Source organism: Pseudomonadota bacterium (genome assembly GCA_037200975.1).
GTDB lineage: Bacteria > Pseudomonadota > Gammaproteobacteria > Steroidobacterales > Steroidobacteraceae > CADEED01.
The window spans coordinates 1,889,657-1,908,664 of the sequence record JBBCGI010000001.1 but is presented as its reverse complement, the minus strand read 5'-3'; the positions used below and the strand labels follow the sequence as shown (position 1 = coordinate 1,908,664).

The 19,008-nt window shown below is 65.2% G+C and carries 16 protein-coding genes and 1 pseudogene; 5 read left to right on the top strand and 12 right to left on the bottom strand.

Features of this window, described 5'->3' with window-relative positions; genetic code table 11:
• Positions 1-37: 37 nt before the first annotated feature.
• On the top strand, positions 38-1,681 hold the full coding sequence (locus WDO72_08430; protein ID MEJ0085693.1) for a thioredoxin family protein: 1,644 nt from the start codon (positions 38-40) through the stop codon (positions 1,679-1,681).
• Here the strand turns inward: WDO72_08430 and WDO72_08425 are convergent, their stop codons facing one another.
• From WDO72_08425 to hutC, 5 genes are all read right to left on the bottom strand, one after another.
• The gene (locus tag WDO72_08425; GenBank protein ID MEJ0085692.1) at positions 1,682-1,885 is read right to left on the bottom strand and encodes a toxin-antitoxin system HicB family antitoxin; all 204 of its coding nucleotides are present in this window, start codon (positions 1,883-1,885) and stop codon (positions 1,682-1,684) included.
• Positions 1,886-1,894: 9 nt separating this feature from the next.
• A complete protein-coding gene (locus WDO72_08420) occupies positions 1,895-2,788 on the bottom strand; it encodes an SPFH domain-containing protein (protein MEJ0085691.1) in 894 nt (297 codons plus the stop codon).
• Positions 2,789-3,340: 552 nt separating this feature from the next.
• Positions 3,341-3,718: a DUF1428 domain-containing protein gene (locus WDO72_08415; GenBank protein MEJ0085690.1), complete on the bottom strand. Its 378-nt coding sequence runs from the start codon at positions 3,716-3,718 to the stop codon at positions 3,341-3,343.
• Positions 3,719-3,884: 166 nt separating this feature from the next.
• On the bottom strand, positions 3,885-5,258 hold the full coding sequence (locus tag WDO72_08410) for a formimidoylglutamate deiminase (GenBank protein ID MEJ0085689.1): 1,374 nt from the start codon (positions 5,256-5,258) through the stop codon (positions 3,885-3,887).
• Positions 5,258-5,962: a histidine utilization repressor gene (gene hutC / locus WDO72_08405; protein MEJ0085688.1), complete on the bottom strand. Its 705-nt coding sequence runs from the start codon at positions 5,960-5,962 to the stop codon at positions 5,258-5,260. The genes WDO72_08410 and hutC overlap by 1 nt, the downstream gene beginning before the upstream one ends.
• A gap of 116 nt (positions 5,963-6,078) precedes the next feature.
• On the opposite strand from hutC, the gene hutH reads away from it, so the two are divergent.
• The 3 genes from hutH to WDO72_08390 are packed head-to-tail and all read left to right on the top strand — an operon-like array spanning position 6,079 to position 9,896.
• On the top strand, positions 6,079-7,617 hold the full coding sequence (hutH, locus tag WDO72_08400; protein ID MEJ0085687.1) for a histidine ammonia-lyase: 1,539 nt from the start codon (positions 6,079-6,081) through the stop codon (positions 7,615-7,617).
• 32 nt (positions 7,618-7,649) lie between these two features.
• Complete coding sequence (gene hutU / locus WDO72_08395) at positions 7,650-9,314, top strand: urocanate hydratase (protein MEJ0085686.1); 1,665 nt, start codon at positions 7,650-7,652, stop codon at positions 9,312-9,314.
• Positions 9,315-9,896, top strand: a complete 582-nt coding sequence (locus WDO72_08390) for a HutD family protein (GenBank protein ID MEJ0085685.1) — start codon at positions 9,315-9,317, stop codon at positions 9,894-9,896. It begins immediately after the preceding gene.
• Between the two features lie 10 nt (positions 9,897-9,906).
• On the opposite strand, the gene WDO72_08385 is transcribed toward WDO72_08390, so the two are convergent.
• Complete coding sequence (locus WDO72_08385; GenBank protein MEJ0085684.1) at positions 9,907-11,346, bottom strand: M20/M25/M40 family metallo-hydrolase; 1,440 nt, start codon at positions 11,344-11,346, stop codon at positions 9,907-9,909.
• A 171-nt stretch (positions 11,347-11,517) separates the two neighbouring features.
• Positions 11,518-12,411 (bottom strand): LysR substrate-binding domain-containing protein, encoded by an 894-nt coding sequence (locus tag WDO72_08380; GenBank protein MEJ0085683.1) that lies wholly within the window; start codon positions 12,409-12,411, stop codon positions 11,518-11,520.
• A 215-nt stretch (positions 12,412-12,626) separates the two neighbouring features.
• Here WDO72_08380 and WDO72_08375 point away from each other — a divergent pair, with 215 nt between their 5' ends.
• Positions 12,627-13,622, top strand: a complete 996-nt coding sequence (locus WDO72_08375; protein ID MEJ0085682.1) for a putative sulfate exporter family transporter — start codon at positions 12,627-12,629, stop codon at positions 13,620-13,622.
• Positions 13,623-13,899: 277 nt separating this feature from the next.
• Here WDO72_08375 and WDO72_08370 read toward each other — a convergent pair.
• The 5 genes and pseudogenes from WDO72_08370 to WDO72_08350 all read right to left on the bottom strand — a co-directional run bounded on the left by WDO72_08370 (position 13,900) and on the right by WDO72_08350 (position 18,926).
• Positions 13,900-14,124 (bottom strand): annotated as a pseudogene (locus WDO72_08370) (LysR family transcriptional regulator).
• 97 nt (positions 14,125-14,221) lie between these two features.
• Positions 14,222-15,703, bottom strand: coding sequence for a leucyl aminopeptidase (locus WDO72_08365; GenBank protein MEJ0085681.1), 1,482 nt, complete (start codon positions 15,701-15,703; stop codon positions 14,222-14,224).
• A gap of 20 nt (positions 15,704-15,723) precedes the next feature.
• Positions 15,724-16,731 carry an ABC transporter ATP-binding protein gene (locus WDO72_08360; GenBank protein ID MEJ0085680.1) on the bottom strand — a complete coding sequence of 336 codons (1,008 nt, stop codon included), beginning with the start codon at positions 16,729-16,731 and terminating at the stop codon, positions 15,724-15,726.
• 15 nt (positions 16,732-16,746) lie between these two features.
• Complete coding sequence (locus tag WDO72_08355; GenBank protein ID MEJ0085679.1) at positions 16,747-17,667, bottom strand: extracellular solute-binding protein; 921 nt, start codon at positions 17,665-17,667, stop codon at positions 16,747-16,749.
• 155 nt (positions 17,668-17,822) lie between these two features.
• Positions 17,823-18,926, bottom strand: a complete 1,104-nt coding sequence (locus tag WDO72_08350; GenBank protein ID MEJ0085678.1) for a hypothetical protein — start codon at positions 18,924-18,926, stop codon at positions 17,823-17,825.
• Between the last annotated feature and the right edge of the window lie 82 nt (positions 18,927-19,008).

The window sequence follows — 19,008 nt, the reverse complement described above, 5'->3', positions numbered from 1 at the left end:
GACGACCTTTCGGCGCAAAGCGTAAGGAAGATCACCCATGGCCCACGGCAGTTCATTCGCGCGCGCGGTGGCGACCGTCACGATGTTTGTGTCAGTGCTCGCGGCGTGTGGCCGCGGCGATGCCGCCTCGACTCCGAAGCCGGTTCCCGTGCCCGCGCCTGCGGTGGCCACGGATCTCGCCGCGGTCCACGCAGATGCGCCCGGCATCGCATGGTTCAACGGCGACGTCGACGCAGCATTCAAATCCGCGCAGGCGGCTAACAAGCCCGTGATGTTGTACTGGGGTGCGCAGTGGTGCCCGCCGTGCAAGCAATTGAAGTCGGCCGTCTTCAGCCGGCCGGACTTCATCGAGAAATCGAAGATGTTCGTCGACGTGTATCTCGATGGCGATCTGCCCGACGCGCAGAAGTATGGCGATGAATTCCGCGTGACTGGCTATCCCACCGTCGTGGTCTTCAAACCCGACCGCACCGAGATCACGCGTATCGCCGGCAACATGGATTTGTCGCTGTACGCGGGTGTGCTCGACGATGCACTCGCGGACGTGCGGCCCGTGAAGGACGTGCTCGAGCTCGCCGTGAAAGGTGCCGCGCCGCTCGGCGCCACGGATTGCCGGCGGCTCGCGTATCACGCGTTCGATCTCGAAGACGACGGCGTGTTTGCGGGCGAGAAGTTGCAGACCGCATTCGAGAACGCCGCGCGGCTGTGCCCGGCCGATCTCGCCAAGGAACGCGCGCGTTTCCCCATTCTCGCCGCAGCCGAAGCGGCCACCTTGCAGAAGCAGGCCCTGGAGAAGGGTGGCAAGGCCGACAAGGCATTGACCGTGCTCATCGTCCGCGTCAACGAATCGCTCGCCAACAAAGAGCTTTCGATGGCGAACGCCGACGCGCTGCGCGCCCTGCCCAAGGAGTTCTATCTAGCCGCCCGCCAGACGATGCCGCAACTTGCGCCCGCGTTGCGTGAGCGCGTGATGGCGATCGGCGATGCGACCACCGCGAACCCGCTGTTCGCGCCCGCCGACCAGCTCGCCGCGCAGCTCATGAAGATCCGCGTCGCCAAGGCGTACGCGGTGGACGGCAAGACGCCGACCGATGTGCGCAGCGTCGCGCTCGCGACCGCGACGAAAATGCTGGCGGCCAAGCAAGAACCCTACGTGCGCGCGGGCGTGGTGAATTCGGCCATCAACATCTACATCGCGCTCGACGACTGGGAACGTGCGCGTGACCTGCTGGCGCTCGAAGCGTCGACCTCGAATACACCGCATTACTACCTCGGGGACCTGGCGGATGCGGAAGAACACCTGGGCAACAACCAGCGCGCGCTCGAGTTGTTAGGCGAGGCATATCAGAAAGCCAAGGGCCCCGCGTCGCGGTTTCAGTGGGGTTATCAGTACCTCGACGGGCTGCTGCGCCTGTCGCCCGACGATACGGCCACCATCGAGAAGGTGGGCGCCGCCGTCATCGGCGAGCTCGACGGGCCGAATCGCATTCACCGCCGCACGTTGTCGCGGCTGACCCGCCTCGACAAGGCGCTGCGCGAGTGGAACACGACGCCAGCGCGGGCGGCCGTGGTGGCGAAACTGCGCTCGGACGTGACACAGGCCTGCGCGCAATCGAAGGGTGATGTCGCGAGCGAGTCCGGCTGCAAGAGTTTTGGCAACACCGCGGTCGCCTCGACCTGACTACTCTTCTTTCCGTATGCGGCGCGTATTGGTGCGCGTCGCGGTGCTGACCGCGCGCCCCCGCTTGCTGAGCGCCTCGCGCAGCAGCCATTCGATCTGTCCATTCACGCTGCGCAGCTCCTGGGCTGCGAGCGCCTCGATCGCGGCGGCGACCGCCGGATCGAGGCGCAGCAGGAATGCCTTCCGGGAGGGGGGCTCGCTCAAGCGCCCACCTTATTGATAGAGCGAACCGGCATTGATGACGGGCTGCGCCTCGGACTCCGCGCACAACACGACCAGCAGGTTCGACACCATCGCGGCGCGCCGCTCGGCATCGAGCTCGACCACGCCGCGTTCGGTGAGGCCCTGCAACGCCATCTCCACCATGCTGACCGCGCCCATCACGATCTGCTTGCGCGCGCCGATGACGGCCTCGGCCTGCTGCCGGCGCAGCATCGCACCCGCGATTTCCGGCGCGTAGGCGAGGTGGGTGAGGCGCGCATCTTCGACGCGCAGCCCGGCCTTCTCGAAGCGATCCTGCAACTCGGCCTTGAGCTTGCGGATGATCTCCTCGCCGCCGGCGCGCAGGGTCAGTTCACCGTCCGATTCGTCGACGTGATCGTATGAGTACTCATTGGCGAGATGGCGCAGCGCAGACTCGGCCTGGATAGGCACGTACTGTTCGTAGTGGTCGATGTCGAGCACCGCACGCGCCGTGTCGCTGACCTTCCAGACGATCGCGGCGGCGATCTCGATCGGATTGCCGCGTTTGTCGTTCACCTTGAGCTTCTCGCTGTTGAAGTTGCGCAGGCGCAGGGAAACCTTCGTCTTGTTGTAGAACGGACTCGCCCAGCGCAGGCCGGTGCTGTAGTCCGTGCCGCGATACGAGCCGAAAAGCATCAGCAACGTCGACTGGTTCGGCTGCAGGATGTAGACGCCCTTGATGAGCAGGATGAAGGCCAGCACCAATCCGACGATCACGAGCGGATGCGGATGGCCCGACGGGCCGTTGACCGAGAAGTAGATGTGCAACGGGATTGCCGCCAGCGCCGCCACCGCGAGCAGCAGGGCGAGATAGCCGCTGTAACTCTTGAAATCGACTTCTTCCGTACCACCAGGCGCATTCATTTCTGTTCTCCCAAACATGAATTGACTCGAACGGCGCTGATACTAGAGTGATATCACTTTGCAAGCAAGCCGCATTTGACGTTATGCAGGTACAATCGCGCCCGGTCGGGCCTGTAGCACAGCGGTTAGTGCAGGGGACTCATCTATATAGGTGCCTGCGCGCGGTAACGCGCGCAGTGGACGGGATGAATTCAGGGAAACCTTCGCGCGTGAGAAATCGAGCGCGCATGGCAATCCTGAGCCAAGCCGGAGCGGCAGTTCCGGAAGGTGCAGAGACTACCTGGGGGCTCGTAGCGCCCTTGATGACAGGCTAGAGCGTCCCGCACCCCACCGGGTGGCTAGTTAGGCCACTCGAGGGTGAAGAGATAGTCCACGCGGGGCGGAAACGCTCCGGGAACGTGAATCCCTTGGTCCTTGGTTCGAATCCAAGCAGGCCCACCAACTCCAGAAAGCGTCAGCGCAGCATGCGCGTGAAACCGAGCGCTCGCAGCAGCTGCAGATTTTCAGATCACCGCGTTACGGGTGTTAAAGCACGTATTTCATTCGCGCTGCCTACGCTTCGACGATCGGCTTGAAGCCGGCCCAGGCCATGCGGCTCATGTCGAAGGGCATGTTGGTGGGATCCATCAACTTTGAGAGGCGCGGATCCGCCATCACCTTCTTCATGACGCGTTTCTGGTCGGCCTTCGACTTGTAGATGATCCAGGCGAACACCACCACCTCGCCCGGCTTCGCCCTGGCGAGCTTCGGAAAGAGGGAGGTGTAAGTCTTGCCATCGTGCTTGCTGGTGAGCTGGTTGGCGACGCACTCGACGTACTCAAGCGCCCCGTGGTCACGCCAGACTTTGCTGGCCACGCGGGCGATGCGGCGGTAACGCGCGAGATTCTTCTTGGGGAGGGGCAGGACGAATCCATCGACGTATCTGGACATGCGTTTCTCCTTGCTGGTTACTTCCAGTCGAACGGCGGGCTCCCATTTCGACACCCGCCGGAAAAATATTCTTCGAGCTCTGCCAGGCCTTGTTCCAGGAAACGACGTTCCAAGGACTGCCGGCTGCGCTCGAGGGCTCGCCGGCAGGATTTGCGGGCTTCCGCTATCAGCGCAGCAGCTCGCCGAGCGCGTCGGAGAAACGCGCCGCAACACGCGCGCGGGCATGATGCTCGCCGCCCGACACGACTTTCCGCCCAGCGCTCCACACCGTATCCACCGCGGTGGCGCCCGCGAATATCCAGCTGTCGAGGCAGGCGTCGCCGCGGCGATGGAGCATCGACGGATGCCGATCGGAGAGCGCAACGATATCCGCGAGGTATCCGGGCGCGAGTTGTCCCGTACGTTCGCCGAGCACTTGCGCGCCGCCCGCGAGCGCGCGCTCGAACAGGCCGCGCCCGGTCGATCGTGCGGAGTCCACGTGCAGGGAGTTGCGCTCCCGGTGCACGAGCCGCTGACCGTATTCGAGCAGTCGCAATTCCTCGGCGAAGTCGATCAGCACGTTGGAATCCGTGCCGATGCCGAAGCGCCCGTGGTTCGCCAAGAAATCCTTCGCCGGGAAAATCCCGTCACCGAGATTGGCTTCGGTGATGGGGCAAAGTCCCGCGACGGCGCCGCTGGCTGCCAGCCGGATCACCTCCTGCGGCGAAACGTGAGTGGCGTGCACGAGGCACCAGCGCGCATCCACGGCGGCATTATCCAGCAGCCATTCGACGGGCCGGCAACCCGCAAACGCCTGCCATTGTTCAACTTCGGCGACTTGCTCGGCGATATGAATATGCAGCGGCGCGCCTCGAGACAAGGCCGTGAGATCGCGCAGTTCATCCGGCGTGATGGCGCGCAAGCTGTGGGCCGCTGCTCCAAGTGCACCGAATTCGAGACGGCCGACCGCCCGTCGGCTGCCTTCCAGCAGGCGCTCGAACGATTCCACGGAATTGATGAAGCGACGTTGCGTTGCCGCGGCAGGTTGGCCGCCGATTCCCCCGTGCGCATAAAGCACCGGTAGCAAGGTGAGCCCGATGCCGGTGTCATGGGCAGCCGCGCAGAGCCGCTCGGCATGCTCCGCGAGGTTCGCATACGGCACGCCCTCCGGCGCGTGGTGTAGATAGTGAAACTCACCGACCCGCACGATCCCGGACTCGAGCATTTCCACGTATGCCAGTGCGGCAATCGCTTCGAGCTGGTCCGCGGTGAGCTTCTGCACGAACCCATACATGGCCTCGCGCCATGACCAGAAGCTGTCGGACCCGCGGCGGTGCTCGGTCAGCCCCGCGATGCCGCGCTGAAACGCGTGGCTGTGAAGGTTGTTAGCGCCGGCGACGCCGATCGCGAATCGTTCATCGCTTGCGTCGGCTGTCGTGTTGATTTCGATCCGCTCGATCCTTCCCGCCGCGATTCCGACGCGCACGCCTTCTGCCCACCCCTGCGGCAGAAGAGCGCTCGCGAACCACAACGTGTGCGGACGATCGTTAGTGATCGGCATCAGGACTCCGACGGCCGGAATCGCGCCGTGAGCGACAGACGTTCGCCGGGGAATATCTGGCGAACGTCCGTGATGAGTTGGCCGCGCTTCCAGGTGCGCCGCTCGAGAGCCAGGCACGCGGCATTCGCAGGGATCTGCAGACTGCGCGCCAATTTGGCAGGCGCACTGATGGCCGTGATCGTGTGCTGCGCCTCATTCCAGGGAACATGCGACAACAGCCAGGTGCCGGGCGCGATCTGCGAAAAATCGATGTCGGCGGCGGTGGGGACAGCCGCGAGACTGATCAATCGTTCTTCGAGTGCGAACGGCGCTTCGTTCTCGAAATGCAGACAACGCAGGTCCAGCAGGTGTCCGCCCGCCGCCAGTTCGGCTTCGCTCGCCGACTGCGGCTCGCGTTCCTTGCGCGACAGCAGCTTGAATCGATACGCAAGATTGCGTCCCAGGATGTCGCTCTGGATGTCGGGAATCTCGAGGATTGCCGCGTGGTGCGTCGGCGCCGCGACGAACGACCCGACGCGGCGCTGGCGCCGGATCAAGCCGCGCTTGGCCAGCGCCGAGAGCGCCTTGCTCACGGTCATGCGCGAGCAGTCGTAGGTTTCCATCAATTCGTGTTCGAACGGAACCCGGTGGCCTGGCGGCCAGCGCCCGGAACAGATCTTCTTTTCGAGGTCGCCCTGTATTTTCTGGTGCAGCGTCGCTGACATTCGTGGCTTTCCGAGGATTGCAGTCCGGATGATGGCATCGAGTAGACAGCATCGCACCCGGTCTTGTATATGTATAGACATATGGGTCAGCAACCGACCCCGGCGCGGGAGCTGCGATGCACACGGTCATTACGATTCATCCCGGGCACACGACGCTGGCCCAGTGGCAGGAGTTGTATGCGGGTGCGAACGTGCGGCTCGATCCCGCCTGCCTGCCGCGCGTGCTGGCGGGTGCGGATGCGGTGCGGAGAATCATCGCGCGCGGCGAGCCGGTGTATGGGATCAACACCGGCTTCGGGAAGCTTGCGTCGATCCGCATCGGCGACAAAGAACTGGGTCTGCTGCAGCGAAACATAGTGCTCTCGCACGCGGCGGGAGTAGGCGAGGCTACGCCGCCGAAGATAGTGCGGTTGATGATCGGCCTGAAACTCGCGAGCCTGGCACAGGGCGTCTCCGGCGTGCGGCCCGAATGCATCGAGATGCTGGAGAAGTTGGTCAATCTCGAACTGACGCCGGTGATCCCATGCCAGGGATCGGTCGGCGCTTCCGGAGATCTCGCTCCGCTCGCGCATCTCACGGCCGCCATGATGGGCGTGGGCGAAATCGAGATGGGCACCAAGGTACTGCCTGCTGCCGCGGCCTTGGCCGCCGCCGGGTTGCAACCTCTGGTACTGGGTCCGAAGGAAGGGCTCGCGCTTCTGAACGGCACGCAGTATTCGACTGCGTGGGCACTCGCCGGGCTGTTCGAGACGCATCGCGTGTTCAATACCGCGCTCGTCGCGGGGGCGCTGTCCACCGAAGCGGCCAAGGGCTCCGACACGCCCTTCGATGCGCGCATCCACGAATCTCGCCGTCACGTGACCCAGATAGAAGTCGCCGCGACTTTGCGCGCGCTCATGCAGGGCTCGCAGATTCGCGCTTCTCACCTGCACAACGACGTGCGCGTGCAGGACCCGTACTGCTTGCGCTGCCAGCCGCAGGTCATGGGGGCGGTGCTCGGCTTGCTGCGCAATGTGGCCGACACGCTGGCGGTGGAGGCCAATGGCGTCACGGACAACCCGTTGATCTTCAGCGACTCGACCGAGTCGCTGTCGGGCGGCAATTTTCACGCGGAGCCGGTCGCGTTCGCCGCGGATATTCTTGCGATCGCGCTGTGCGAGATCGGCTCGCTGGCCGAGCGCCGCGTGTCGCTGCTGGTCGATCCGGTGCTGTCGGGACTGCCGGCTTTTCTGGCCGTCGAGCCCGGTTTGAATTCGGGCTTCATGATTCCGCAGGTGACGGCTGCGGCCCTGGCGTCGGAGAACAAGCAACGCGCCTATCCCGCCAGCGTGGATTCCATTCCCACCTCCGCCAACCAGGAAGACCACGTGTCGATGGCTGCCCATGCGGCGCGCCGTCTGCTGCCGATGGCGCAGAACACGGCGTCCATCGTGGCCATCGAACTACTGGCGGCCGCGCAGGGCTGTCACTTTCATGAACCTTTGCAGTCGAGCGCCGCGCTGGAACGCGTGCGCGGCACGATCCGCGGGCGCGTGAGTTTCATGGATCGCGACCGGTACATGCATCCGGATCTGGTCGCCGCGCTCGAGCTCGTACAGCACAACCGCATCATCGACGCCGTCGCGGGAATAGACCTCCCGGCGCTGAGCGCCTAACCACCGTAAACCCGCAGACAGGTGATCGCCCCATGACCCGACTCGACACATCACGCGTGATCCGCGCTGCGCGCGGTCCGCAGCGGACTGCGCAATCCTGGTTGTGCGAAGCGCCGCTACGCATGTTGATGAACAATCTCGATCCGGAAGTGGCGGAGAACCCGCAGGAACTGGTGGTCTACGGAGGAATCGGCCGGGCCGCGCGCAACTGGGAACAGTACGATCGCATCGTCGCGACGCTCGAGCGCCTGCGCGACGATCAGACGTTGCTGATTCAATCGGGCAAGGCCGTCGGCGTGTTCGAGACGCATGTCGATGCGCCGCGCGTGTTGCTGGCGAATTCGAACTTGGTGCCGCATTGGGCCACGTGGGAGCACTTTCACGCGCTGGATCGTGCCGGCCTGATGATGTTCGGCCAGATGACGGCCGGTAGCTGGATCTACATCGGCAGCCAGGGCATCGTGCAGGGGACCTACGAGACTTTTGTCGAGGCAGGTCGGCAGCACTACAAAGGATCGTGGCGCGGCCGCTGGATCCTCACCGCAGGCCTCGGCGGCATGGGTGGTGCGCAGCCGCTGGCCGCGGTGATGGCCGGTGCATCCTGTCTGGCGATCGAATGCGATCCGACGCGCATCGAGATGCGGTTGCGCTCCGGCTACCTCGATGCGCAGGCGCAAAACCTCGATGAGGCGCTCGCCATGATCGATGCGGCCAGCCGCCGCGGCGAGGCGAAATCCATCGGGCTGCTCGGCAACGCCGCGCAGGTGCTTCCGGAATTGCTGCGCCGGGGCGTTCGCCCGGACCTCGTGACCGATCAGACCTCGGCGCACGATCCTCTCAACGGCTATCTACCGCTTGGTTGGACGCTGGAGCAATGGCGCGAGCGGCGAGTGAGCCGGCCGCAGGAGGTCGTGGAGGCGGCGAAGGCCTCGATGGCCGAACACGTGCGCGCCATGCTCGGCTTCCATCGCCTCGGCATTCCCACGGTCGACTACGGCAACAACATTCGCCAGGTGGCGAAAGAGCAGGGCGTGCAGGATGCATTCGCATTCTCGGGCTTCGTGCCGGCGTACATCCGGCCGTTGTTCTGCCGCGGCATCGGGCCGTTTCGCTGGTGCGCGCTGTCGGGTGATCCAGAAGACATCTATCGCACCGACGCCAAGGTCAAGGAGCTGCTGCCGGACAATAAGGACCTGCATCGCTGGCTCGACATGGCGCGCCAGCGCATTCGCTTTCAGGGCCTGCCGGCGCGCATCTGCTGGGTCGGGCTCGGCGAGCGCCACCGCCTCGGCCTTGCGTTCAATGAAATGGTCGCGAAAGGCGAGGTGTCCGCGCCCATCGTGATCGGCCGCGATCATCTGGATTCGGGATCGGTGGCTTCGCCCAATCGCGAGACCGAGGCGATGGCCGACGGGTCCGACGCGGTGTCCGACTGGCCATTGCTCAATGCGCTGCTGAACTGCGCATCGGGCGCCACGTGGGTGTCGCTGCATCATGGTGGCGGCGTCGGCATGGGCTTCTCACAACACGCCGGTGTCGTGATCGTGTGTGATGGCACCGAGGCGGCGGGCCGCCGCATCGCGCGGGTGCTGTGGAACGATCCCGCCACGGGTGTCATGCGACACGCGGATGCAGGCTACGAAATCGCCGTGCAATGCGCGATCGAAAAGGGTCTGGACCTGCCGGGCATCCTGTAAATGAAATCGTCGACGGTCATGTCTTTTGCGCGGACGGCTTCGTCCCCGTGGAAGAACGGCCTGGGAAGGACGACCGAACTTGCGATTCATCCTGCGGGCGCAGGCAGCGACGACTTCGAGTGGCGCGTCAGCATTGCGCAGCTCGATGTTTCGGCGCCTTTCTCAAACTACCCGGGTATAGACCGTTGTCTGGCCGTGCTGCGCGGAGAGATGGTGATGTTGCGGCCGTCGCAGCCGCCGCTGACGCTGACGCCGCACTCGCAACCCGTGCGCTTTGCGGGCAGCGACGCCGTGGAAGGCCGCGTGGTCCGCGGGCCCGTGCTCGATCTCAACGTCATGTGCAAGGCGTCGCACTGGCGCGCTACTTTGCGGCGAATGCGGTGGTCGACGGATACGGCCGTGCCGATCGCCGCGCCCGCAGTGCTGTGTTCGATATCGAACGGGATCGACATTGAGATCGACGGCAGTGCAAGCCGGCTCGACTTGTACGACGCCGTCCTCGTGCAGCTTGATACGGTGCTGCGCATCAAGGCATCGCAGCCCGTTGAAGCCTATCTAATAGAGCTTCAACGCCAGCCCTGAGCCGACCGGCTCAGCGACGAGGCGGCTTGGGCGGCAGGCGTTGCCACTTGCCTGCGTACTGCGCGCCGAGCCAGACACCGACGGCGTACGTGGCCGCGCTCTGACGTATTGCCGCCGGATCGATTTGCGCCATGGTGTCGTTGGCGGTGTGGTGGACGTCCAGGTAATAGGTGCCGTCCAGTTCCGGCCCGAGGATGGGCATGCCGCGCGCCACGAACGGCGACAGGTCGGCGTTGCCGGGCGCCTCGTTGGTGCCGCGGTCCATCTTGAGCGGCCGGAGCACGCGATACATCTGGTCGATCACGCCGACATCGGCCGGATTCACGCGAGTCGAGAACTGCCACACGGGTCCGGCGCCATAGTCCGATTCCAGACCCAGCACATGATTCGCGAGTGTCTGTTCCTGCGCGGCGAAGTAGGCGCGTGATCCCGCGGAGCCATTCTCTTCGTTGGCGAACAGCACCACGCGCAGCGTTCGCCGCGGCTTGAGTCCCTGCGCGTGGATCAGATGCGCTGCGGTGAGCACGAGGCCCACGCCCGCGGCGTTGTCGATCGCACCCACGCCCATGTCCCACGAATCCAGGTGCGCGCCGAGGATGACGATCTCCTGCGCGAGGTCGGTGCCTGGGATCTCACCGATGACATTGGCGGATCGCTGCTTCGGCAGTTCGCGGGCGGTGCTCTTGATCCGCAGACGCACCGTGCGGCCGCTGGCGAACTGTCGTTGGAGCGCGTCGGCATCCGGGTTCGAAATGGCCATCGCCGGGATGCGTGGTACGTCCTGCGGCTGGCGCGACCCGCCGGTATGAGGGAAGCGCTGCGCGCTGGTGCTGATGGAACGGATGACCACGCCCACGGCGCCGAGCGCCGACGCGGCGGAAGGACCTGCGCCGCGCACGCTCACGGCGCGCGAGTATTCGACCCAATCGCGCCGCCGCTCGATGGGGTTGTTGAAGAACACGATGCGATCCTTCACGGCGCCGGCAGGCAGCGCCGTGAGCGCCGCCAGATCCTTGACCATGACCGCTTCGGCTTCGATGCCGGAGTTCGGGGTGCCGACGGTGCCGCCCAACGCCAGCGTGGGCATGGGCTGTGGCCACGGCTCGAGTACGGCGAATTCCGCCTCGCCGCGCACCCATTGCGGCACGTCGACTTCTTGCGTGTGTACGTTCTCGAAACCCAGGCGGCGCATCTCTTCTTGCGCCCACACAACGGCCGCGCGGTCGCCCGGTGTGCCCGAGAAACGCGGCCCGACTTCCGTGGTGAGCGATTCGGCCAGCTGATAGGCGGTGGAGTCGCCCTGCGCCCGCTTGAGCAGGGCTTGCGCGGCCGCGAGGTCCGAGCGGCTGAAACTCGCCGGCGTCTGGCTGGTGGCGCTCGCAGCTGCGAGCAGTGCGAACAGGGTGATGCTGAGCTGAATGCCTGGCCGGCGCATTGCGTGTGTGGTCATCGCAAAGACGTTAGCACAGCCCGTTACGCCTTCAATCGCGTTCCGCCTTCTCATTCCACATTTTCATAAGGCCGACTGCGCCGCATGCAGGCATACGTGGCGCCGAACTGAAGCGTTGCAGTGACCGGCGGAGGCGTGAAGCCCTGCCAGTGGAGCGACGACGGCTCCTAACTACCTGCCGGCGGCGAAATCGATGAATGCCTGTTGCAGCGGCCCCGCTTTGGCGCCGCGGCGCACCGCGCACCACAAGGTCCGTTCGAGTTTCAGCCACGGTGCGCGCAACACGACCAGGCGTCCGGCCCGCACACTCTCGTCCACGACGAGGGAAGAGAGGCAGGCAACTCCGAAGCCCGAAGCGACGGCACTCAGTATGGCCTCGGAGTCTTCCAGCCGCAGCCGTTCGGTCGGCAGTGGCAGCGAGATTGCCGCCAGCGCGTGTTCGAGGATCTCGCGCGTTCCGGACCCCGGCTCGCGCATGACCCAGTCGAGCGAGCCGAGCTGCTCGGGGCGCAAGGTGCGGCTGCGACTGCGCCACCGTGCCGCGCTGACGATGATCTGCATCTGGTCCTTCCGCCAGGGCGTCACCTCCAGCGGGGCATCGGCGATCGAGCCCTCGACATACGCGACATCGGCTTCATACGACTTCAGCGCACGCGCCGCGACCGTGGCATTGCCGATCGACAACGTGATGCGCACCAGCGGATGCTGGTTGCTGAACATGCCAAGCATGGGCGCGATCAGGTGGCGCCCGATCGTGGTGCTCGATGCGATGCGCAGCTCGCCGCGTAATTGACGACCGCGCCCGGCGAGCAGTGCCGGAAGCGCACCCGCCCTTTCGACCAGGTCGGGCGCCTCGGTGAGCAGCAATCGTCCACGCTCGGTCAACAGCAGCTTGCCGCGCAGGCGGTGAAACAGCGAGGTCTCGAGCAATCGTTCGAGCTGCCTCAACGCCATGCTGGCGGCGGATTGAGTGAGGTGCAGCGCCCGTGCCGCGCGGGTCACCTGCCCATGCCGAGCGACCGCCAGAAAGACTTCGAGTTGCCTGAGACTGATCGCCGCGCGCATGCCGCCAGCATATCAATCGGATTGATAGTCGGCCGAAGAACTATGCGTTGGACGAAATGCGCCTTCGACCATGACGATGCCGCGACGAGTTCTGTCGACGCACTCTGTCGACGCCACCTGACGATCTGCGTTCGGCCGCAGTTTCTCCTCAAGACAACGCGGTTTGCAGAATGCAGCACACAGCGAGCGAAGCGCATCGAACCATCGGGCAGGGGATGCGCGCGGCGTGGTCGAAGAATCTCGCCGGGCTGCTCGCAAGCGCGATCATCGGCGCGGCCGCGATCATGATCGCGCGCTGGTCCCGCAGTTCGATGGTCAGCCCTCTCGTGACTGCCCTGCTGCTGGGCGCCATCGCGCGCACGATATTCGGTATCCGTCCGGCCCTGATGGACGGCGTCAAGTTCTCGGCACGCCATGCGCTGCGCGCGGGCATCGTCGTTCTGGGCCTGCAATTGTCCGTCGGGCAGGTGCTGGATATCGGCGCCGCGGCCGTGTTCATCGTGGTCGTCGGGCTCGTGACGACCTTTCTGTCGACGCTCGCGCTCGGGGCCTTGTTAGGTGTCGATTCGCGCCTCGCGCAGCTGATCGCCGCGGGCACCTCGATCTGCGGAGCCTCGGCGGTCATGGCGACGAACACGGTCGTGGGCGCCGAGGAGGAGGACGTGAGCTACGCGCTTGCCTGCGTCAGCCTGTTCGGCACCGTGGCGGTGTTTCTTTTCCCGGCGATGGCCCACGCTCTTCGACTGGACGCGCAGTGCTACGGACTGTGGGCGGGCGCCTCCATTCACGAGATCGGGCAAGTCGCCGCTGCCGCACAAGCAGGCACGCCGGCCGGGGACGTCGCGATGGTCGCAAAGCTCTCGCGCGTGGCTTTGCTCGCACCGACCGTTCTGCTGCTGTGGGCAATGAAAGACCGGCAAGCGCCTGCCCGCGGTGGTGCCTTGATGGCCGTCTTCCCGTGGTTTCTGCTCGGATTCCTCGTGCTGATGCTGGTTGGCAGCAGCGGGCTCGTCTCCGAGCATCTGAAAGATTTCGGTGTGCAGGTCGCCGTGGTGCTGCTCACGGTGGCCCTGGCGGCCCTCGGTCTCGACCTCGACGTGCGAAAGCTGCGAAGTCGCGGGTGGCGGCCGCTGCTGCTCGGAGCGGCTGCGTCGATCTTCATTGCGGTGGTGACGCTCGGCTGCATCCTCGCGTGGAAAGCGGGGCGCTGATCGGTCGCCCACGCTGCATGCCTTGGTCGTCCGCTGCACGGTGCGGCACACATGGCCGCGACCGCGGGCTACGAAGGTGATGGACGCAGTCGGCACCGCCGCTCGTCGCGACGTCACTCGCGCGAAACTTTCTCCGCCAGGCAGCGGGAAAAAATCAGCTCTTGGCGATTGAATCCGGGACGGAGAGCAAACCGCGGGCGCGCGGGCAGCGCAGCGCAGGACCGTCCTCGGAGATATCGCCACAGTCGACCAGCAAGCTGCGGATCTCCGCCACGTGCGCGAGGATCGCGCGGGCATTGAGCACCACGCTTTCGCCAGGCTCGGTCACGCGATCGAGGCACTTGCCGATACGGACGAAGAGATGGAATCCCAGTTCGTCCTCGAGCTGTTTGATCTGTTTTGAAACGCCGGATTGTGTTGCGTGCAGCCGTGCTGCTGCCGCAGTTACATTCAGGTCGCAATCGACCACGCCAATTACATAACGCAGTTGTGTCAAGGTCATCCGCAATCTCCCGTGGCGCGGCACCTCATCCTCCCACCCCGTACGGAAAACTAGCATACGACTTTGACGACTGCGTATCTGCTTGTGGGAATTCGCGTTATTCCAGTCGGCCTGGCGCTTCGTGATGATCTTCGATGAAACGATTGAGCACGCGGACGCCGAAGCCCGTGGCACCCGCGACCGCGAGCGGCGAACCGGACGGATTGCGCCAGGTGGGCGATGAGATATCCAGGTGCGCCCATGGCGTCGTTCTGACGAAGTTGCGCAGAAAACGCGCGGCGATGCTGGCTCCGCCGAAGCGAATCGCCGCGATGTTGCGCAGATCGGCCGCATCGCTGCGCAGATGCCGGTCGTAGCTTTCGGGCATCGGCATGCGCCACAGCGGTTCCTTTTCCGCCTCGCCAGCGGCCAGCAGCGCCTGTGCCAACGCGTCGTCTTCGCTGTAGAGCCCCGCGTAGTCGGTGCCGAGCGCGACCATCACCGCGCCCGTGAGCGTGGCTACATCGATCATCGCGCGCGGGCTGAAGCGTTCTTCGCAGTACCACAACGCATCGGCCAGCACGAGGCGACCCTCGGCATCCGTGTTCAACACTTCGATGGTGCGCCCTGAAAGCGACTTCACGATGTCGCCCGGGCGCGTCGAATGGCTGTCGACCATGTTCTCCACGAGACCGAGCACGGCCACGGCATTCACGGGCGCCCTGCGCTGCGCCAGTGTCAGCATGAGTCCGGCGATGGCGCCCGCACCGCCCATGTCCGACTTCATATCCTCCATGCTCGAGGCGGGTTTGATGGACAGTCCGCCGCTGTCGAAGGTGACGCCCTTGCCGACAAATGCGACCGGTGCAGCGGCGGGATCCGGTGCGCCGCTCCAGCGCAGGATGGCGAGCTGACTTTCGAAGGCACTGCCCTGGCCAACGGAAAGCAGCGATCCCATGCCAAGCCGGGTCATCTCCTGCACGCCGAGAATCTCGATCTGCAGTTGCGGCCGTTCGAGTTCACGAAGGCGGTTTGCGAACTCCACCGGGTTCAACACGTTCGCGGGTTCCGAGCTCAGATCCCGCGCGAACAGCACGCCATCGGCAACCGCCTCGTGCCGGATCGACGCGCGGTGCGCGGCCTCGACATCGTCGGCCACGATGCGCAGCTGGCGCAGGACCGTCTGCTCGGCGGGGCGGAGGAATTGCCGATGGCGGTGAAAGCGATACATGCCGAGCCGCGCGCCGAAGGCCGCGCGCGCCGCGATCCCGGCGCTGGCGTGTGGCAGTCGCAGAATCAATTCTTGCGAGCCGACTGAGTCGGCTGCCTGGCAGGCGTATGCGGCGATTTCCTCCACGGGCAATTCTTCCGCGGATGTTCCGGCACCGATGAGAAACACGGGTCTCGCGGCGATGACGACGGCGTGCGATTCCAGTTTGCCGCGGAAACGGGAGTTGAAAGCGCGTGTCAGTGCTCCGCCGAGCTGCGCATCGAGCTGTCGTCCGTGAGCGCACAGACTGCCATCTTCGAAGGCGAGCACGGCTATCGTCTGGTCGGGCAGCGCGGCGGTTGCCTCGCCGGCAATGAACTCAGTGATCATGTGTGCAGGTTCGCTCCGATTCAGAAATGCAGCGTGTCTTGCGCTGCCCACGTCAGCAGGACCTCGCCGGTGGGAATCTCGGCGCGCGCCGGCACATGCGCGATCCACGTGGCGGAACCTACGTCGACCGACACATGCACCTGGCTGCCGTGATAGACGGTGCTCAGCACCCGGCCCGGCAGATGCGCGGCGCCGGCAGGCACTGCGCCGGTGGTGCAGATCGCGAGGTTTTCAGGGCGCACACCGATCTGCGCGGATGCGACATCCAGCGCCAGCGGACGGCCGGCGGCGCGGTGCGCCTGAACATCGAGCACGTTGACCGGGCCGAGAAACTCCGCCACTTCCCTGGAGCCCGGGTGCATGTACAACTCCCGCGGCGTTCCGCGTTGCAGGATGCGGCCGCCCCGCATCACGCCGATGCTGTCCGACAGCGCCATGGCCTCCTGCCGGTCGTGTGTGATGAAGAGAGTGGTGATGCCGAGTTGCTGCTGGATGCGACGCAGCTCGGCACGCAGATCCTCGCGCAGAGCCGCATCCAGCGCCGAGAAGGGTTCGTCCATCAGCAGCAGTCGCGGTGGATGCGCCAGCGCGCGCGCGAGGGCCACGCGTTGTTGCTGGCCGCCGCTCAATTGCGCCGGATGGCGTTGCGCCAGTCCTTCCAGTCGTACCAGTGACAGCATTTCGCTGGTGCGCGCGGCGATGTGCGCGCGGGAGGCACGCCGCTCGCGCAGACCGAAGGCGATATTTTCCGCCACGCTCAGATGGGGGAACAGCGCGTAGTCCTGGAACACCACGCCGACGTTGCGCTGGCGCGGTGGCGCATTCGTGAGATCCACGCCGTCGATCAGCACGCGGCCGCTGTCCGGCTCGGTGAACCCGGCGATGATGCGCAGTGTCGTGGTCTTGCCGCATCCGGAGGGCCCGAGCAGCGTGAGCAGAGTTCCGTGCTCGACGCGCAGGTCGGTTGGCTGCAGTGCGACGACGTCGCGAAACCGCTTGGCAATGCCTTCGAGTATCAGTCCGGCCACGATGCGTGCCCGGGTTCAGCGCGGCTGCGCGAGGACCGCGCTCTGGAATCGCTGCGTCCAATCGCGCATGTCGATCTGCTCGTATGGAGGCACGTAGCCATGGGTCAGTGCCTGCTCGTCGAGAATCGAGAAGCGGTAGCCCTTGCCCGCCTGCTGGTCGGCCCGTGCGTCGCGCAGCGCATCGCGATTCACGGGGATCATGCCGGTCTCGCGACCGATGGTCCGCTGCGCTTCGGCGGAAATCAGCGCGTTGAGAAACGCTTCCACGGCTTGCGGATTGTGGCTGCCGCGCGGCCGTCCGAAATAGCCGCGCGCGACCATGATCCGCTCGTCAGCCGCGGCGAGATGCACCATGCCCATCTCCAGTCCGGATTTCTGGAAGCGTTGGGCGGCTCCATCCGTGGACATCGCTGCCCATAGTTCTCCGGTCTCGAACAGCTGGCCGATCAGGGCGGCCGAAGTGAAATAGGAGTGCGGACTGATGCGGGCGAGGGCGTCGAAGCCGGGCTGAGGATTGCTGACATCGCCGCCGCTTTCATGGATCAGCGCCGCCAGGCCGTACAGCCCGGTGTAGTGGCCGAGATCTCCCAGCATCACTCGGCGCGCCAGGCGCGGATTGGCGAAGTCGCTGAGCCGCTGCGGAGGATCGATGCCCTCGGCGCGGAACTTGGCTGCGTTGTAGATCAGCCCCGGCTCGTTGGTCCAGAACGGCACGCGATATTCATCGTGCAGGCCGGGCACGAGTTCCTGCACGCGCGGAATCAGCGTCAGATCGAAGCGCTCGAGATAGTCGGCCCGGCGCAGCGCCACGTAGGTCTCGTCGTCGAGTTCCATCAGGTCGAAGGGAGGAGGGCCGCCGCGCGCCGCGATCAGCCGGGCCATGGCAGCCTGTGCGTTGGCCTCGACGAAGCGCACGGTGATGTTGCGCGCCGACATCTCCGCTGCGGTCACGCGCCGTATCCGTTCCGCCCAACCGCCTCCATAGGTTGCGATGACGATGACGTTCTTGTCCGCGGCGGGAGTGCTCTGCCGGCACGAGCAGAGCGTGGCGCAGGCAGCCAGCAACAGAGCGAAGGCGAGGCGTCGGTGTGTCACGCGATGCCCGGCACTCCGATCTCGCGGCGTTCCGTCAGAACGCGCCGGTCCACTCCGTGACGCTTTGCGATGTCGTCGATCTCGGACTCCGAGAACAGCGCGAGCCGGCCGTTGCTCCACACGACCTGGTCGTCGAAGGCGATGGTCGCGTCGAATATCGCACCGCTGATCTCGCCGGGTTCCGTGCCGCAAAAGTGAAAGTGGCTGTAACGCGGGCTGCCAAAAGCCACATTACTCCAGCGATCCGACTCGGCCAGCGCATCGCCGCGAAAGAAAGTGGTGGAATTGATGCCCGTGTGCCAGCCGAACAGCGCACCCCGGTCACCACCATAAAAGAGCTTACCTACCCGAGTCAGGTGTGCGTCCACGGTGGCGGCCAGCACGGTCTGGCCGGAGATGTCCACGATGCGCCCGTTGTCGATGTGGAACGTGACCGGTGTGGGCAATGGCAACTCGCTGCCGGGGTAGTCGTGAATGCCCGTCGAGGTGAGCGCATGGGTGAGCACGAGCCGGCCGCTGAGCTTGTCGGCGCTGATCGGCGGAATGATCATCGTCGGGAAATTGCCGATCGAAAAAGGCTTGACGGAAATTTTGCGTGCGCGGCCCACTCGCATGATCGCGCGCGAGCCATTGGCGCAGACGATGGTGTAACGCTTGGCGCGCCGGAGCAGCGCGAGGATGCGTTCCAGCACTTCGTCGAACACCGCCACGGGCGTGCGGCCGAAGTCCTCGGCCAGGTAGTCATCATCCAGGGCGTAGCTGATGACCTTGGTGCCGCCACCGGACACTTCGCGGAACCGCAACTGATCGCCGATGCGATGCAGGAACACCGTGTGATCGGCCTGCTCCAGCGCCGCCTGCAAAGGCGCGGGCAGATCTTCCGGTCCGGTCGTCAGCGGCAGGACCAGCACTTCGGCGTGCGCGCCGAGGCGTTCGGCTTCGGCAACGAGAGGGTCGGCGAGGTTGTCTTGATAGCGGCCGGTGCCGGGTGGCTCCGTCACGATGAGCAGCTTCCCACCGCGGCGCACGCGGGCGCCCGCGATCAGCAGATTGCGCGCACCTGCGGCGATGGCGTCATGGTTGGGGGGCGTTGGGCGCATCGAATTCCTGTAATCCGCAGAGTGCGGCAATGGTAGCGGATCACATTGAAATCCCGCCCGCAAATGGTGAATCATCCTTAGG

Bases quoted from the DNA above. Each gene is read 5' to 3' on its own strand.
- hutC (MEJ0085688.1), bottom strand. From the start codon at position 5,962: ATGTCAGCGACGCTGCACCAGAAAATACAGGGCGACCTCGAAAAGAAG.
- WDO72_08380 (MEJ0085683.1), bottom strand. From the start codon at position 12,411: ATGCGCGCGGCGATCAGTCTCAGGCAACTCGAAGTCTTTCTGGCGGTC.
- WDO72_08375 (MEJ0085682.1), top strand. From the start codon at position 12,627: ATGCGCGCGGCGTGGTCGAAGAATCTCGCCGGGCTGCTCGCAAGCGCG.
- WDO72_08390 (MEJ0085685.1), top strand. From the start codon at position 9,315: ATGAAATCGTCGACGGTCATGTCTTTTGCGCGGACGGCTTCGTCCCCG.
- WDO72_08355 (MEJ0085679.1), bottom strand. From the start codon at position 17,667: ATGTCGGCGCGCAACATCACCGTGCGCTTCGTCGAGGCCAACGCACAG.
- WDO72_08410 (MEJ0085689.1), bottom strand. From the start codon at position 5,258: ATGCCGATCACTAACGATCGTCCGCACACGTTGTGGTTCGCGAGCGCT.
- WDO72_08365 (MEJ0085681.1), bottom strand. From the start codon at position 15,703: ATGATCACTGAGTTCATTGCCGGCGAGGCAACCGCCGCGCTGCCCGAC.
- hutH (MEJ0085687.1), top strand. From the start codon at position 6,079: ATGCACACGGTCATTACGATTCATCCCGGGCACACGACGCTGGCCCAG.
- WDO72_08420 (MEJ0085691.1), bottom strand. From the start codon at position 2,788: ATGAATGCGCCTGGTGGTACGGAAGAAGTCGATTTCAAGAGTTACAGC.
- hutU (MEJ0085686.1), top strand. From the start codon at position 7,650: ATGACCCGACTCGACACATCACGCGTGATCCGCGCTGCGCGCGGTCCG.
- WDO72_08430 (MEJ0085693.1), top strand. From the start codon at position 38: ATGGCCCACGGCAGTTCATTCGCGCGCGCGGTGGCGACCGTCACGATG.
- WDO72_08415 (MEJ0085690.1), bottom strand. From the start codon at position 3,718: ATGTCCAGATACGTCGATGGATTCGTCCTGCCCCTCCCCAAGAAGAAT.
- WDO72_08350 (MEJ0085678.1), bottom strand. From the start codon at position 18,926: ATGCGCCCAACGCCCCCCAACCATGACGCCATCGCCGCAGGTGCGCGC.
- WDO72_08385 (MEJ0085684.1), bottom strand. From the start codon at position 11,346: ATGACCACACACGCAATGCGCCGGCCAGGCATTCAGCTCAGCATCACC.